The 16,160-nt window shown below is 33.8% G+C and carries 19 protein-coding genes; 14 read left to right on the top strand and 5 right to left on the bottom strand.

All coding sequences use genetic code 11. The annotated features are described in order from the left end of the window. The first annotated feature begins 99 nt into the window (after positions 1-99). From ACTG3Y_RS08800 to ACTG3Y_RS08790, 3 genes are all read left to right on the top strand, one after another. Positions 100-876: an alpha/beta fold hydrolase gene (locus ACTG3Y_RS08800; RefSeq protein ID WP_439152554.1), complete on the top strand. Its 777-nt coding sequence runs from the start codon at positions 100-102 to the stop codon at positions 874-876. Positions 877-951: 75 nt separating this feature from the next. Beyond that, the gene (locus ACTG3Y_RS08795; RefSeq protein ID WP_439152553.1) at positions 952-1,194 is read left to right on the top strand and encodes a hypothetical protein; all 243 of its coding nucleotides are present in this window, start codon (positions 952-954) and stop codon (positions 1,192-1,194) included. 80 nt (positions 1,195-1,274) lie between these two features. Then, positions 1,275-1,505 (top strand): hypothetical protein, encoded by a 231-nt coding sequence (locus ACTG3Y_RS08790; protein WP_439152552.1) that lies wholly within the window; start codon positions 1,275-1,277, stop codon positions 1,503-1,505. On the opposite strand, the gene thiL is transcribed toward ACTG3Y_RS08790, so the two are convergent. Continuing rightward, a complete protein-coding gene (gene thiL, locus ACTG3Y_RS08785; protein WP_439152551.1) occupies positions 1,489-2,541 on the bottom strand; it encodes a thiamine-phosphate kinase in 1,053 nt (350 codons plus the stop codon). The genes ACTG3Y_RS08790 and thiL overlap by 17 nt on opposite strands. Before the next feature lie 112 nt (positions 2,542-2,653). Here thiL and ACTG3Y_RS08780 point away from each other — a divergent pair, with 112 nt between their 5' ends. The 10 genes from ACTG3Y_RS08780 to sufD all read left to right on the top strand — a co-directional run bounded on the left by ACTG3Y_RS08780 (position 2,654) and on the right by sufD (position 12,061). After that, positions 2,654-4,099, top strand: coding sequence for a choice-of-anchor B family protein (locus ACTG3Y_RS08780; RefSeq protein WP_439152550.1), 1,446 nt, complete (start codon positions 2,654-2,656; stop codon positions 4,097-4,099). 2 nt (positions 4,100-4,101) lie between these two features. After that, a complete protein-coding gene (locus tag ACTG3Y_RS08775) occupies positions 4,102-5,430 on the top strand; it encodes a hypothetical protein (protein WP_439152549.1) in 1,329 nt (442 codons plus the stop codon). A 1-nt stretch (position 5,431) separates the two neighbouring features. Beyond that, a complete protein-coding gene (locus ACTG3Y_RS08770; protein ID WP_439152548.1) occupies positions 5,432-6,208 on the top strand; it encodes an MbnP family protein in 777 nt (258 codons plus the stop codon). Next, positions 6,209-7,270, top strand: coding sequence for a cytochrome-c peroxidase (locus ACTG3Y_RS08765; protein WP_439152547.1), 1,062 nt, complete (start codon positions 6,209-6,211; stop codon positions 7,268-7,270). A 110-nt stretch (positions 7,271-7,380) separates the two neighbouring features. Then, complete coding sequence (locus tag ACTG3Y_RS08760; protein WP_439152546.1) at positions 7,381-7,620, top strand: hypothetical protein; 240 nt, start codon at positions 7,381-7,383, stop codon at positions 7,618-7,620. Positions 7,621-7,756: 136 nt separating this feature from the next. After that, positions 7,757-8,086, top strand: coding sequence for a HesB/IscA family protein (locus ACTG3Y_RS08755; protein WP_439152545.1), 330 nt, complete (start codon positions 7,757-7,759; stop codon positions 8,084-8,086). Between the two features lie 16 nt (positions 8,087-8,102). Then, positions 8,103-9,551 (top strand): Fe-S cluster assembly protein SufB, encoded by a 1,449-nt coding sequence (gene sufB, locus ACTG3Y_RS08750; RefSeq protein ID WP_439152544.1) that lies wholly within the window; start codon positions 8,103-8,105, stop codon positions 9,549-9,551. 11 nt (positions 9,552-9,562) lie between these two features. Beyond that, complete coding sequence (locus tag ACTG3Y_RS08745; RefSeq protein WP_439152543.1) at positions 9,563-9,979, top strand: hypothetical protein; 417 nt, start codon at positions 9,563-9,565, stop codon at positions 9,977-9,979. Positions 9,980-9,983: 4 nt separating this feature from the next. Then, on the top strand, positions 9,984-10,736 hold the full coding sequence (gene sufC / locus ACTG3Y_RS08740) for a Fe-S cluster assembly ATPase SufC (RefSeq protein ID WP_439152542.1): 753 nt from the start codon (positions 9,984-9,986) through the stop codon (positions 10,734-10,736). An 11-nt stretch (positions 10,737-10,747) separates the two neighbouring features. Further along, complete coding sequence (gene sufD / locus ACTG3Y_RS08735) at positions 10,748-12,061, top strand: Fe-S cluster assembly protein SufD (RefSeq protein ID WP_439152541.1); 1,314 nt, start codon at positions 10,748-10,750, stop codon at positions 12,059-12,061. Between the two features lie 38 nt (positions 12,062-12,099). Here sufD and ACTG3Y_RS08730 read toward each other — a convergent pair whose 3' ends face one another. The 4 genes from ACTG3Y_RS08730 to ACTG3Y_RS08715 are packed head-to-tail and all read right to left on the bottom strand — an operon-like array spanning position 12,100 to position 14,698. Beyond that, the gene (locus ACTG3Y_RS08730; protein ID WP_439152540.1) at positions 12,100-13,755 is read right to left on the bottom strand and encodes a serine hydrolase domain-containing protein; all 1,656 of its coding nucleotides are present in this window, start codon (positions 13,753-13,755) and stop codon (positions 12,100-12,102) included. After that, positions 13,743-13,922 carry a hypothetical protein gene (locus tag ACTG3Y_RS08725; RefSeq protein ID WP_431107916.1) on the bottom strand — a complete coding sequence of 60 codons (180 nt, stop codon included), beginning with the start codon at positions 13,920-13,922 and terminating at the stop codon, positions 13,743-13,745. The genes ACTG3Y_RS08730 and ACTG3Y_RS08725 overlap by 13 nt, the downstream gene beginning before the upstream one ends. A gap of 14 nt (positions 13,923-13,936) precedes the next feature. Beyond that, positions 13,937-14,362: a hypothetical protein gene (locus ACTG3Y_RS08720; protein WP_439152539.1), complete on the bottom strand. Its 426-nt coding sequence runs from the start codon at positions 14,360-14,362 to the stop codon at positions 13,937-13,939. Positions 14,363-14,365: 3 nt separating this feature from the next. Then, complete coding sequence (locus tag ACTG3Y_RS08715; RefSeq protein ID WP_439152538.1) at positions 14,366-14,698, bottom strand: PadR family transcriptional regulator; 333 nt, start codon at positions 14,696-14,698, stop codon at positions 14,366-14,368. A 134-nt stretch (positions 14,699-14,832) separates the two neighbouring features. Here ACTG3Y_RS08715 and ACTG3Y_RS08710 point away from each other — a divergent pair, with 134 nt between their 5' ends. Beyond that, entirely contained in the window at positions 14,833-16,047 is a 1,215-nt protein-coding gene (locus tag ACTG3Y_RS08710) for an aminotransferase class V-fold PLP-dependent enzyme (protein WP_439152563.1), read from the top strand. Positions 16,048-16,160 lie beyond the last annotated feature (113 nt).

Raw genomic sequence — 16,160 nt, 5'->3', positions numbered from 1 at the left:
ACAGAATGACATTATTGTTAAAAATTCAATTATGGGTAAATATAATAAATGTCGACTCGATTTTGCGACTAACGACTTTCAAAATATATCTTTGTAATTATGAATCTCGATTATAAAAATGGTACCATTCATTATACAGTTTCAGGTGATGGCCCTACCCTAGTTTTACTACATGGTTTTTTAGAAACCATAGATATGTGGAACGATTTTATTCCTGAATTTTCAAGAAGTCATCAGGTGATTTGTATAGATCTTTTAGGTCATGGACAAACAGACTGTATTGGTTATGTGCACACTATGGAAGATATGGCTGATGCAGTACTTGCCGTATTGATTCACTTAAAAATTGAAAAAGCGCATGTGGTTGGTCATTCTATGGGAGGCTATGTGGCTTTGGCTTTAGCAGAAAAAGCACCTCAGCTTTTTGAAGGCTTGTGTTTAATGAATTCTACATTTGAAGCGGATGATAAAGATCGTCAGCTTTTAAGAACTCGTGCCAATGAAATGGCAAAAACCAATTATGATAATTTGGTACGACTATCGTTTGCTAATTTGTTTGCTCCTGAAAGTAGAATAAGTTTTAAGTATGAATATCAAACAACACTGCAAATAGCTCTTAATACGTCAGTGCAAGGTTATATTGCAGCACAAGAAGGTATGATGCTGCGACCTAATCGTTTGGAAGTTTTTAAAAATATCAAAGGACATAAACTTCTTATCGTTGGTAAAAAAGACAATTTGGTGAATTCAAAACAGCTGAGAGCTAAAGTAGATAATACTACTATTGATTTTGAAGAATTATCAGAAGGGCATATGAGTCATATTGAAAATAAATCAGAATTATCTTACTTTTTATTACGTTTTATCGAAAAATAGTTCTCTTAAACGTTTTTAATTACTTTTTTTTCTAAGTTTACTCAACCAAAAAAATTATGATAAAACAAATCTACCATGACACCTACTAAACTCTATTGCGACTTTTTTGGCCACAATTATAAGGTCACTAAAAAAGTCACCAATCATGTAAAAGAGTATACCTGCAAATGCTGCAAAAAACAATTAACTACAGACAGCAATGGTAAACTCCGCGTATTAACGCCAAAATACAAAGACATTAATTCTGCTTTAGAACAAATCTATACTATAAGAATGAGACGTTTGAAGCAAAAAACACTCCGTTCATCGATTTATTAATTGTTCATAACATGTGAACAACTCATTTTCTTATATTTAAAGTCCCTAGTATTTTAATCCCATAAGAAGATAAGTTTAGAATGAAGAATGTATACTGCTCGTTATTTGGTCACGATTATCAGGTGTCAAAAAATATAACATACCATGTTAAAGAGTACAAATGCAAAAATTGCAGGTCTGAAATGACTATAGATGGCAATGGAAAATTCATTCCTTTAACTCCAAAATTTAAAGAAATTAATTCTGTTTTAAATCGCGTTCACAAAAAACGTCTCGAAAAAGGTCAAAAGCTTTTTATGGCTGATCATTAAGCGCATTCCAACCCTTCGCTATAATCGGAATTTTCTCTTCTGCTCTTGTCACCAAGTGCATCCCATTAACTTCTTCTGTCATATATCCTATAACTGTCAAATTAGGATTGCCTTTAATCTTAGGATAGTCTTCCTGAGAAATTGTCATAAGTAACTCATAATCTTCACCACCATTTAAAGCAATAGTCGTACTATCTATATTAAACTCTTCGCATGTAGAAATGACCTGTGGATCTAGAGGAATTTTAGTTTCATAAAGATCTACTCCAACCTTACTTTGCTTACAAAGATGTATGACTTCAGAAGATAAACCATCACTAATATCTATCATACTCGTTGGCTTCACCTCTAATTGTTTGAGTAACTCAACAATATCTTTTCGAGCTTCTGGTTTCAATTGACGTTCGATAATATATGAATACATAGATAAGTCTGGCTGACTATTAGGATTTACTTTAAACACTTCCTTTTCGCGTTCTAATACTTGTAAACCCATATAGGCACCACCAATATCACCTGTAATAACCAATAGGTCATTTGGTTTTGCACCAGATCTTAAGACTTCATTTCCTTTTTCTATCTCACCAATAGCTGTGACTGAAATTATTAATCCAGATGTTGAAGACGTGGTATCACCACCGACAACATCAATATTGTATAATTTTGCTGCTGTTTCAATTCCTGAATATAATTCTTCTAAAGCTTCAAGTGGAAAACGGTTAGAGACTGCAATAGATACGGTCACCTGAGTCGCCATAGCATTTATGGCATAAACATCTGATAGATTCACAATGACGGCTTTATAGCCTAAATGCTTTAGTGGTACATAACTCAAATCAAAATGGACTCCTTCTACCAATAAATCTGTAGATACGACTACCTGATTTTTACCATGATTTAAAATGGCCGCATCATCACCAATACTTTTAATGGTTGATTTTTGGGTGACTTTAAAATTCTCTGTGAGATGTTCTATTAACTTAAATTCTCCTAACTCGCTTAAAGGAGTACGTTGTGGATTTTTATCTTCTAGCATGTTGCAAAAATATTATGTTTTTTTAATACCAAGGTATTATTGGTATAATTTATGACGCAATTTATTACATGTGCAATTTTTGCATTAATTTGCTAAAAAATATATTCTATTTATGTATGCCCTAAAGAAAATCTTGTTTCCACTCGCTTTAGTGATTATGATTTTGAACTTAAGTTGTTCTGAAGACGAGCCTGTAAACCCAAGCAATGCAGACCTTGACAATGACAGCATTGTAAATGCATTTGATAATTGTAAAGATGTACCTAACACCAATCAAATTGATACAGATAGTGACGGTTTCGGTGATGCCTGTGATGAAGATGATGATAATGACGGTATATTAGATGTAAATGATAATTGTCCAACATTTCCAAATCCAAACCAGGAAGATAGTGATAATGATGGTATTGGTGATGCTTGCGATGACAATACAATTGTGCCACAATTTCCATGTATTAATGGATTTGCCAACAATCATCCTTGTAATGGTTTTGATTTAATGAGTCAAATACCAGTAAATATTTTAGGAGGAGATGGTGCAGAAGGTAATGATTCTTGGGGCTGGACCGATCCTGATACTGGTAGAGAATATGCTTTGGTTGGTACAACAACCAATACCGCTTTTGTAGATGTTACTGATGCTGCTAACCCTATATTTTTAGGAAGCCTACCTACAGCAACATCGAATAGCTTATGGAGAGATGTTAAAACCTATAACAACCATGCCTTTATTGTGAGTGAAGCTCCTGGCCATGGTATGCAGGTTTTTGACTTAACGCGTTTAAGAAATGTAACCAATCCTCCTGAATCATTTACCGCAGATGCTTTATATACTGAATTTGGCAGCTCACATAATATTATCATCAATGAAGACAGTGGATATGCTTACGTTGTTGGTTCGCTAACATTTAACGGCGGTCCGCATTTTGTAAATATTCAAAATCCAACATCACCGACCGCTGCTGGTGGTTATGCCAACGCTTCTTATTCTCACGATGCTCAGGTGGTCACCTACGATGGACCTGACACCGACTATATTGGTAGAGAGATATTAATTGGTAGCAATGAAAATGAAGTGGTTATCGTAGATGTGACTGATAAAAATGCACCTAGTCAAATCTCAACGATAGCGTATAGTGATATTGGTTATACGCATCAAGGATGGTTTACAGACAACATGGAATACTTTTTACTTGGAGATGAAGTCGATGAAATTAATTTTGGTGGCAACACCAGAACTATTGTTTTTGATTTCTCTGATCTTGATAACCCAGTGTTTCATATGGATTACTTTGGTCCTACACCTTCAATTGATCATAACGGTTATGTTGTAGGAGATACATTCTACATCGCTAATTATGCTGCTGGTGTAAGAGCTGTGGATGTATCTGGAATTGATGCTGGTGTTATGGTTGAGACAGGATTTTTTGACACTTATATTCCTGATGACGAAACCGATTTTCATGGTGCCTGGAATATTTATCCATTTTTTGAAAGTGGTAATATTGTTGTAAGCGATATAGAAGGAGGCTTATTTATCATCAGACCAACAAACTAATTATGTACAAATGGTCATTATACATCAAATTTATTGTCGTTGCTTTAATTTTTTTAGGCTGCAGCAGTGATGATGATGCGCAATCAGATTCTATTAAAGTTGAGTCAGTAATAACACTCGGTGGGAGTAATAATGAAAGTGGTCAATCTATAATTGCCACAAATGATGGTGGCTATGCTATTTTAGGATATACACAAAGTTCAGATTTCGATATTACAGATAAGCAAAATGATAGTTTTGATTACTGGGTCATAAAATTTAATGCTCAAAACGACATTATATGGAATAAAACCTATGGAGGGTCGGCAGATGACAGAGGTCGTTCCATCCTACAAACACTAGATGGTGGTTATGCTATTTTGGGTCATAGTTTTAGCAATGATGGTGATGTGACAGAAAATTTTGGTTTACAAGATTATTGGTTAGCAAAACTAGATGCTTCAGGAAATATGTTATGGCAAAAATCGTTTGGTTATCAAGGAGCCGATTCAGGATTATCTGTTATTCAAACTAGTGATTCAGGCTACTTTATCAGTGGAATATTAGATGTAACAGCATCAGGTGGACAAGGTAATACTTCGAGAACAAATAATAGACATGCTGGTGGCGATTACTGGGCATTAAAATTAGATGCACAAGGAGAGCTTGAATGGAGTCAATACTTCGGTGGGAACTTTACAGACATACCAGAATCAGCCGTGCAAACTGAGGATAATGGGTATATAATTGTTGGTGGATCTGATAGTAATGATACTGATATATCAAACAACATTGGGTCTTATGATTTTTGGGTTATTAAAATCTCTTCAAGTGGCGAATTGGTTTGGGAAAAGTCCTTTGGCGGAGACCAAATCGATGAAGCTAGAGCCATTGTAAAATCCAATGACGGAAATTATGTTATTGCTGGAGACACAAGAAGTAGTGATAATGATATTTCATCCAATAACGGAGCTGCAGATTTATGGCTAATTAAAATCTCACCCAATGGAAATTTACTTTGGGAAAAAACCATTGGCGGATCTAGTTTTGACGTCGCACGTGCTTTGGTAAAAACTCAAGACAATGGTTATTTATTAGCAGGTAGCTCCAGAAGTAATGACATTGATGTATCTGAAAATAAAGGTCAAAATGATGCCTGGGTTGTAAAAGTAGATGATAATGGTAGCTTAGAATGGGAAAGAACAATTGGTGGTTCTAATATAGATTTTGCATATGGTGTGGCAGAACTAAATGATGAATCGGTCGTTGCTGTTGGTGACACAACCAGTGATGATGGTGATGTTATAGAAAATAAAGGATTTAAAGATTTATTAGTGATAAAGCTTAATTAAAATGAAAAAATTAATAGTATGCTTAGCAATAGCAGTGTTAGGGTTTTCTTGTAGTAATAGTGACGATAATAACGAGGCCGATAAAGTGTCTACCACTTTTACATTCATGCACTACTGGGATGGATCTTTAATATCAAATATAAATTTTGATGCTATTCAATATACCAATGCCAATGGAGATTTATTGAGTATTGAACGATTGAGATACGTAATCTCAGACATTTCATTTACTCCGTTAACTGGTGACCCAATTATCTTAGACAATCACAATCTTGTGGATGTCACTAATAATGATGTTATATTTACTCCTGAAACGGAATTACCTGCAGGCACTTACAATGTCTCCTTCACTTTTGGATTAGACAATGAAGATAATGCAGAAAATTATCCAGACTTAAACTCAGCGTCATTTAACGTTCCAGACATGTTAGGTGGTGGCTATCATTATATGCAATTAGATGGTAAATTCATTAATGCTAGCATGGAAGAACAAGGCTATAATTATCATGCTATAAGAGCCGCTGATAATCCTGGACCAAACCCTACCTTTCCTCAAGACACCTTTTTTGAAGTTGATTTAGGAAGTATAGATCTTTCCGTAAACTCAGAAATTAGAGTTTCCATGGATATTTCTGAATGGTTTAAAAATCCAAATGTATGGGATTTAAATGTTTTAAATCAGATGCTAATGCCAAATTCTGCAGCCCAAATATTAATGTATGAGAATGGACAAAGTGTGTTTAGTCTAAATAGTGTATTACAATATTCCATTGATTAAATGAGAGGTTATTGGTTACATATTGTTTGCATTGCGCTTCTATCAATAAGTTGCTCAAGTGATGATAGTAATGGTTATGAACCAACACCGCAACCTTTAAATATTCCGGAATTATTTGCCGAAAATATTATTTCACCAATCATACCTAATGATAATCCGCAAACATTAGAAGGGATAGTCTTAGGGAAAAAACTGTTTTTTGACAGAATACTATCTGAAAATGGCACACAGTCTTGTGCAAGTTGCCACAAACCTCAAAATACATTTACGGATAATACACCAACAAGTGTCGGAATTGATGGTGTTTTTGGGACAAGAAATTCCATGCCATTATTCAATTTGGCCTGGAATTACAACGAACGTTTTAACTGGGGTGGCTCTGCTTTGAGTTTAGAAAGACAAGCTGTTGAGCCAGTTGAGAATCCTATTGAACTTCATAGTAATTGGGACAATGTTGTCGATAGATTACAAAATCATCCCGAATATCCTGAACTGTTTCGCTTAGCATTTAACACTAACACAATTACACAAGAACTAACAACAAAAGCCATTGCTCAATTTGAAAGAACACTAATTTCAGCCAGTTCAAAATTTGATAAATATTCTTTGGGAGAAGAAAGTCTAACACCACAAGAATTAAACGGCTTAGATATTTTTTTAAGAGAAGATAAAGGAGATTGCTTTCATTGTCATGGGAATCCGAACAATCCATTGTGGACAGATAATGATTTTCACAACAACGGCTTAGATGCAACATTTACAGATTTAGGTTTAGGCGAAGTTACAGGAGATCCTAATGATAATGGTAAATTCCGTACACCTTCACTACGTAATTTAGCCTATTCTGCGCCTTACATGCACGATGGAAGATTTGCAACACTGGATGAAGTCATTGATCATTATAGCGAAGGTTTACAAAACTCTCCTACTATTGATCCGCTTATGAAAAAAATAGATGAAGGAGGTGTACAGTTATCGCCACAAGAAAAAGCAGATTTAATTGCATTTCTACTAACGCTTTCAGACCCTTCATTTCTTAATAATCCCGATTTTCAAGATTAAAAAGCTTAGTAATTTGGTTAAAATAGTATGTATTTCATCGAAAAGTAGGTGAAATCTGTCTAATCTGTAACGGTTTTTACTAATTTAATTATCCCAAATGTATTAAAGAGATGAAACCTACTTCAGACAACGCACTTTCGTGTGCCGTTTTTGGTCACAATTATGTGAAATCAGAAACGTCTCCTAAATCTTCTACAGAATTAAAATGCTGTAATTGTGGTACCGTAACTCATACAGACTCAAAAGGTAATTTTATTGAAACCAAAATTGCTAGTGAAGAAATACAATCAACCTTAAGAGAATTGTATCATCTTAGACTTCGTCTTTCCCGATTAATATTGAGTTCTTAAAACACTCGCAAACACTCATTTTTTTCTATAGCTATATCCTATTAAATCATATGCTAATATAATGTTAGTAAATATGGTTAAACCTTCCTTATATTGTATATTTGCATTCTATTTAGAACTAATCTAGTTAAACATTATGATTAAAGTCTCTGAACAAGCAAAGAAAAAAGTCATTGAACTAATGACTGACGACGGCTATAATTCTGACACTGATTTCGTTAGAGTTGGTGTTAAAAGTGGTGGCTGTTCTGGTTTGTCTTACGATTTAAAATTTGATAACTCACATCTTGAAGACGATAAGGTCTTTGAAGATAATGGCATAAAAATAATTGTTGACAAAAAGAGCTTTCTATACCTCATCGGAACAACTTTAGAGTACTCTGGTGGTTTAAATGGAACTGGTTTTGTCTTTAACAATCCTAATGCCAATAGAACTTGTGGTTGTGGTGAATCATTTTCACTTTAAAAAAATTTAGAAAAAGATGTCAAAGTATACTGAAGACGATTTAAGAGAAGAGTTAAAAACCAAAGAATACGAATATGGTTTTTACACAGATATAGAGTCAGAAACATTTCCAATTGGTTTAAATGAAGAAATTGTTAGAGCAATTTCTAAGAAAAAAAACGAACCAGAATGGATGACGGAATGGCGATTAGAAGCTTTTAAAGTTTGGAAAGAAATGACTGAACCTGAATGGGCAAATGTGCATTATGAAAAACCAGATTTTCAGGCTATTTCATATTATTCTGCGCCCAACAGTAAACCTAAATACGATAGTATCGATGAGGTAGATCCAGAACTATTAGCCACTTTTGAAAAATTAGGTATTTCTCTCGATGAGCAGAAAAAATTAGCAGGTGTGGCTATGGATGTCGTTGTAGATTCTGTTTCTGTTGCGACGACTTTTAAAAAGACCTTAGCGGAAAAAGGAATCATCTTTATGAGTATTTCTGAAGCCATTCAGGAGCACCCAGAATTAGTTAAGAAATACATCGGTACTGTGGTGCCACAAAAAGATAATTTTTACGCGGCATTAAACTCAGCGGTATTTAGTGATGGTAGTTTCTGTTACATTCCAAAAGGAGTCCGTTGTCCTATGGAACTTTCAACATATTTTAGAATTAACCAAGCAGGAACCGGTCAGTTTGAAAGAACTTTAGTGGTTGCAGACGAAGGCAGTTATGTGAGTTATTTAGAAGGTTGTACAGCACCAAGTAGAGACGAAAATCAGTTACATGCTGCTGTGGTGGAGTTAATTGCTCTTGATGATGCTGAAATAAAATATTCGACGGTACAAAACTGGTATCCGGGAAATTCTGAAGGTAAAGGTGGTGTCTTTAATTTTGTGACTAAACGAGGACTTTGCGAAAACAATGCGAAAATTTCATGGACACAGGTAGAAACAGGATCTGCCGTAACATGGAAATACCCATCTTGTGTATTAAAAGGCGATAATTCAGTGGGTGAGTTTTATTCTATTGCTGTTACAAATAATTACCAGCAAGCAGATACAGGTACTAAAATGATTCATTTAGGAAAAAATACAAAATCTACGATCATTTCTAAAGGTATTTCTGCAGGTAAATCACAAAACTCTTACCGTGGATTAGTACAAATTAACTCTAGAGCAGATAATGCGCGTAACTTTTCTCAATGTGATAGTTTATTAATGGGTAATGCGTGTGGAGCACATACATTCCCATATATAGAGGCAAAAAATAAAACGGCTCAAATAGAGCACGAAGCTACAACCAGTAAAATTGGTGAAGATCAAATCTTCTATTGTAATCAACGTGGTATAGACACAGAAAAAGCTATTGCTTTAATTGTAAATGGATTCAGTAAAGAGGTCCTAAACAAATTACCAATGGAGTTTGCTGTTGAGGCTCAAAAATTATTAGAAATAAGTTTAGAAGGTTCGGTAGGATAAAAATTAATTCAATGAAAAAAATCAGTTTCAATATAATCTTGTGCGTCCTTGTACTTGCTTGCAAAAGTGAAGCTAAACAAGAGGTAAATCTAGAAGAAAACAGGTCGAAGTCTTATGATCAGAATGATGGCTTCATCACCATAAAAGGCGACTTCGTTTTTGATGAAGCTAAAAATGCTGCTGTTATCCAAAAAAATGATAATACGGTTTATAGTGTTGTTGTAGATGATAACATGAAGTTATTAGAGGAGCAGGTAAAGCCCCTAAAAACAGATATATATGATATGGTAAACGTTACTATCCGTGTTAAAAAATTAGTAAACACAGATAAAAGTAGTGCCTGGCCATATATGGTAGAAATTAAGGAAATATTAAAGGTCGAAGCACCAGATACAAATAAAGACGACGTTATAAAATTAGCAAATTAAGATTATGTTAAAAATAAATAACTTGCACGCAAGTGTAGAAGACAAAGCAATTTTAAAAGGTATTAACCTTCATGTTAAACCAGGAGAAGTACACGCTATTATGGGACCAAATGGTTCTGGTAAAAGTACTCTAGCATCAGTTGTTGCTGGTAAAGAAGAGTATGAAGTAGATAAAGGTGAAATATTATTAGAAGGTGAAAATATAGATGAGCTATCTGCTGAAGAACGTGCTCATAAAGGTGTGTTTTTATCGTTTCAATATCCTGTAGAAATTCCTGGAGTTAGTGTGACCAACTTTATGAAAACAGCAATCAATGAGACGCGCAAAGCGAAAGGTCTTGAAGACATGCCAGCTAACGAAATGCTAAAAATGATTCGTGAGAAATCTGAAATGCTGGAAATAGATCGTAAGTTCTTATCACGTTCCTTAAATGAGGGGTTCTCTGGTGGAGAAAAGAAACGTAACGAAATTTTTCAAATGGCAATGTTAGAGCCAAAACTAGCTATTTTAGATGAAACTGATTCTGGGTTAGATATAGATGCGCTTCGTATTGTTGCTAATGGTGTGAATAAATTAAAATCTAAAGACAATGCTGTAATTATTATTACACATTACCAGAGATTATTAGATTATATAGAACCCGATTTTGTGCACGTTCTGCACAATGGACGAATTGTAAAGTCCGGAACAAAAGAATTAGCACACGAATTAGAAGCGAAAGGTTACGATTGGATTAAAGAAGAAGTAAACGCTTAAAAATTAAGCAAATGGAATTAAAAGAAAAGTTAGTATCCTCTTTTATGGCTTTTGAAGACACTGTAGATGTTGATTCTCCAGTACATGATATTAGAACAGAAGCTATAAAAACTTTTGAAGCTGAAGGTTTTCCAAGTAAGCGTCAAGAAGCATGGAAATATACCTCGTTAAATTCAATACTTAAGCACAACTATAGTGTTTTTCCAAAGCACGAAAATGCTTTAGAATTTAAAGATGTAAAAAAGTACTTTATACACGATATAGACGCATACAAAATTATATTTATTGATGGTAAGTACTCGTCTCATTTGTCTCAAACCACACACGATGGTATAGATGTGTGTTTAATGTCTGCGGCATTATCAAAGCCAAAGTACAGGCTTGTTATAGAAAATTATTTTAATAAAATTGCGCCTAAAGGTGGATTATCGTCATTAAATACAGCATTTTCAGCAGAAGGAGCTTATATACATATCCCAAAGAATAAATTGGTAGAAAAACCTATTCAAATTATTCACTTTTCAACCGGTAATGAGGCAGCATTAATGTTGCAACCACGTAATTTAGTAGTCGTAGACGAAAACTCTCACGTTCAGATTATTGAACGTCATCAGAGTTTAACCGACAATCCGGTTTTAACAAATAGTGTTACAGAAATTTTTGCTAATAAACGCGCTATTGTAGATTACTATAAAATTCAGAATGACAGACAAACAGCGTCATTAATTGATAATACGTTTGTCAATCAAAAACAAGAAAGTATAGCTAAAGTTCATACGTTTTCATTTGGTGGAAAGTTAGTGAGAAACAATCTCAATTTTTATCAAAATGGTGAGCGTATTGATTCTACAATGAAAGGTATTACTATCATTGGAGATAAGCAACATGTAGACCATAACACGTTAGTTCATCACATAGAACCTAATTGTGAAAGTCATCAGGATTATAAAGGTATCTTCGATGATAAAGCAACTGGCGTTTTTAATGGTAAGGTTGTCGTTGAAAAGGAAGCACAAAAAACAAATGCCTTCCAAGCTAATAACAATATTTTAATTAGCGACAAAGCGAGCATAAACACAAAACCGCAATTAGAAATTTTTGCAGATGATGTAAAATGTTCTCACGGTTGTACAATAGGTCAATTAGACGAAAGTGCAATGTTTTACTTGCGTTCTCGTGGTATACCAGAAAAAGAAGCCAGAGCTCTGTTGATGTTTGCTTTTAGTAATAACGTTTTGGATTCGGTAAAAATTCCTGAATTGAAAAATAGAATTACCAAGCTTATTGCTAGCAAGTTAGGTGTTAATATTGGGTTTGATTTATAAATTTCACAATAAACAATAATATTACTTAAGAAGGATTGCTAGTCAGCAATCCTTTTCTTTTTAAAAACAATGTCTTTTACAGTGCCATCGCAAGACAAGAGCATTCCTATAACCTTATTGTTTTTATCTTTTACAAAATGATATAACGTTCTGTCACCATTACCAAACTGATTTAATTGAATCGGTTTTAGTGAAATCGTTTCGTTTTCTTTATAGCTTAGTTTAAGCATATTTTCTTCTGTGTAAAAATGATAGTTAACGCCTAACTCTTCTGAATAAAAGTCACCTATAAAATCTTCTACATTTACTGAAGTGGCATCAATAAATTGGGCGTGTTCAAAATAAAATGGTGTTCCACCAAATGAAATTACCATATCATGATTGGGTGACGCTGTAAAATCATACTTAACATTTTCGCTTTGTAATCTATGGAATTTATTTGTGGCGTATTGTACAAGAGCAACTGGTATTTTACCCATTGAACCCAAAGCTTTTAAAGTGTCATTTTCTACAAATAGTTTCATGGTCATGTCACTATTTACTTCTTTAAATTCTCCGGTAAATTTGTTAATATCTTGTTTTTTAAATGAAAAGTGAATAGCTTTTTCTGCTTTCATTTTTTCATCTTTTAGAAGAATATCTAAAATTTGATAAGCTATACGCGTCGCATCAATAGTTTGTGTATTTGTTAAGACTATAACGCCCAACTGCTTTTTCTTAACAGCAATTAAATGAGAACGAGCTCCAAAACCATAACCGCTATGACCAACCGCTTCAAATCCTTTATAATTATCAATTGTTAATCCTCGTGCGTAGTTAGCCCTATCTCCTGAGTTTAAAGTTTCGGTTTGTTTTAAAAATTGTGCTAAAGGTTTAAATTCTGAAACTTGTTCATTGAGCATTTGCGTCCAAATCGCCAAATCATTGACTGTAGAACCCATGCTACCTGCACCATAACTTAGTTGATTATTGACTGAGTATTTAAATCCATTACCATCTGGTGCATATCCTATCGCTCGGTTCTTTATAGGTCTTCCGTGCTCTACCCTTACAAATGTAGAATTCATTTTTAAAGGTTCTAGTATTTTAAGTCTTAAATAGTCATTCAAGTTTTGTCCTGAAATTCGTTCAACAATAATGGTCAATAAATTATAATTGGTGTTTGAATAGCTTACTTTTTCATTTGGCGAATGGTTAAGATTTTTTTGCCGTTTTGCTAATTCTAAAACCGTGTTATTGTCGTAATAATTGTTATCATAGTCAAAACCTGACAAATACATTAATGTATGATAATTTCTTATGCCACTGGTGTGATTTAATAAATGTTTGATTTTAACGACTTCCCCATAATCTGGAAATTCTGGAAAATAAGTTCTTATATCATCTTCTAAACTTAGTTTATCTTCATTGATTAATGCCCAAATAGCTGCTGCCGTAAATTGCTTTGTAATTGATGCAATATTATGTACCGTGGAATCGGAATTCTTAATATCATAATCTAAATTAGAAAGTCCTAGACCTTTGGAATAAATAGATTCGCCGTCTCTTATAACCTTAACACTTAATCCTGGCTCGCCATTAGAGTCATAGACTTTTAATAATTCGTTAATACTTTCTGAGATGTTCTCTTGGGCTTTGAGATGGCAGAAAATCAAAAAAACAAAACATGCAACACTATATTTTAGGATTGACATTGCTTATATTTTTGATAAAAATAGGTTGGTATAAGACCAAAATTGAGAAATAAGAACCCAATAAATACAATAACACCTCTGTATGGCCAAGTTAAAAACTCAAACATAGCACCAATACCGAGAATAAAAAAGGTTATAAAACCTAAGATGTAAAATGATTTTTTCATGAGAGATTTGTTTATTAATATTTGTGAATAGATTTTTTATAATTAGCATATAAATGCGTTGGTAAGATGACTAACACCGAGACAGCTATGGCACCAAGCAACCAAGCATTGGCATAAGGCCAGCTCATCATTTGAAAAATTAAACTCACAACCAGTAAAAGGATAACAACAAAGCCTAATGAGAACTTCAACTTATTCACTGTAATGATTTCTTTAGCTAATTTCTGATGATTTGTTTCTAATTGTAAATTTTGAAAACTAGTATAACCACCAAATTTTTGTAACGCTTGTTGATAGAGTTTATTAAAATCACCTGTTTCTTGCTCTTCAATATATGTGCAAATGTGGTCTAGTAAATCTTCTTTAAGATTTTCATCTTTAACACCATATAAGGACAAGCTATTATCAATAAATACGATGTGTTTTTCTGATAGTTCCATTATTTATATAGGTTTAGGATTAAAAATTAAGTTAAGCGTATTAATAAAGTCATTAATTTCCTCTGTAACACTTTCCACCATTTTCTTCCCTTCTCTGGTTACTTTGTAATACTTTCTAACACGCTTACCTATATACACCTTTTCGGTCTCTAAAACCTTTTTTGCTTCAAGCTTATGTAAAATTGGGTATAATGCGCCTTCAGAAATATCTATTTTACCTGCGGTCATCTTTTTCACTTCTTGCGTAATCTCATAACCATACATTTTACCCTTATTATTAATTACGGATAAAATGATTGGTTGCAAGGTTCCTTTTGTTAATTCTTTACTATACATATGCCAAATATACATTTTATTTAAATGTATTTACAAAAAATGTTTGTTTTTTTGCTTTAATGCCCAAAAGCTATGCGTTATATGTTTTAGTTTAAATGCTTTGCTTTGTATCTTTGTATATGGAATTAGATATTATGCTAGACATACAAAAAATAAGAAAAGATTTTCCCATTCTAAATAGAGCTGTAAACGGAAAACCACTCATATATTTCGACAATGCGGCAACTTCACAAACACCAAAGCAGGTTATCGATACAATTGTTGATTACTATTCTAATTATAATGCCAACATTCATAGAGGTGTTCATGCGTTGAGCCAAGAAGCTACGGATGCTTACGAGCAAGCTCGTACAAAAATTCAAAAGCACTTTAATGCCGCTAAAGCGCACGAGATTATTTTTACTTCTGGTACCACACATGGTATAAATTTAGTAGCCAATGGATTTGCATACTTATTAAAAAAAGGAGATGAAGTATTGGTTTCTGCCTTAGAACACCACAGTAACATTGTACCTTGGCAAATGTTGTGTGAACGCACAGGAGCAAGTCTCAGAGTAATCCCAATGAATGAAGATGGTGAGTTGATACTTTCAGAATTTGACTCGCTTTTAAATGAAAATACCAAGTTGGTTTTTGTTAATCATATTTCAAATGCTTTAGGAACTATAAACCCAATTAAAACTATTATACAAAAAGCACATTCGGTTGGCGCGGCAGTTTTGATAGATGGCGCACAATCTTGCCCTCATATTAAACCAGATGTACAGGCTTTAGATGCAGATTTCTATGTATGCTCAGCTCATAAAATTTGTGGCCCTACAGGTATTGGTATGCTATATGGTAAAGAAAAGTGGCTTAAAAAATTACCACCATATCAAGGTGGTGGGGAAATGATTGCAGAAGTATCTTTTGAAAAAACAACATATGCAGGTTTACCGCACAAATTTGAGGCTGGTACACCAAACGTCTGTGGCGGCATTGCTTTTGGTGCTGCTTTAGATTATATGAATGCTATTGGGTTTGATACGATAGCTGCATACGAAAATACACTCTTAGAATATGCAACAGAACAATTGTTGCAAATAGAAGGATTGAAGATTTATGGTACCGCAGAGCACAAAACATCTGTGATATCTTTTAATGTTGGCTCAATTCATCCATATGATATTGGTACAATACTAGATAAAATGGGTATAGCAGTGCGTACTGGGCACCATTGTGCACAACCAATAATGGATTTCTATCAAATTCCTGGGACTATTAGAGCATCATTTATGTTTTACAACACAAAGCAAGAAATTGATATCTTCATTGCTTCTCTAAAAAAGGCAATTATGATGTTGTCTTAAGAGTTTGGCATTAAAAGTGTAACTTTCATTATCAAAACACTTTAAGATGAAATTTTTATTTAGCTTATTCGCTTTAATAATGCTTGCAGAGTCCTGTGATTCTTCAAAACAAG

This window comes from Winogradskyella sp. (assembly GCF_965656915.1).
Classification (GTDB): Bacteria; Bacteroidota; Bacteroidia; order Flavobacteriales; family Flavobacteriaceae; genus Winogradskyella.
Note: the sequence above shows the minus strand (reverse complement) of the source record. Positions and strands in the feature narration are given on the sequence as shown.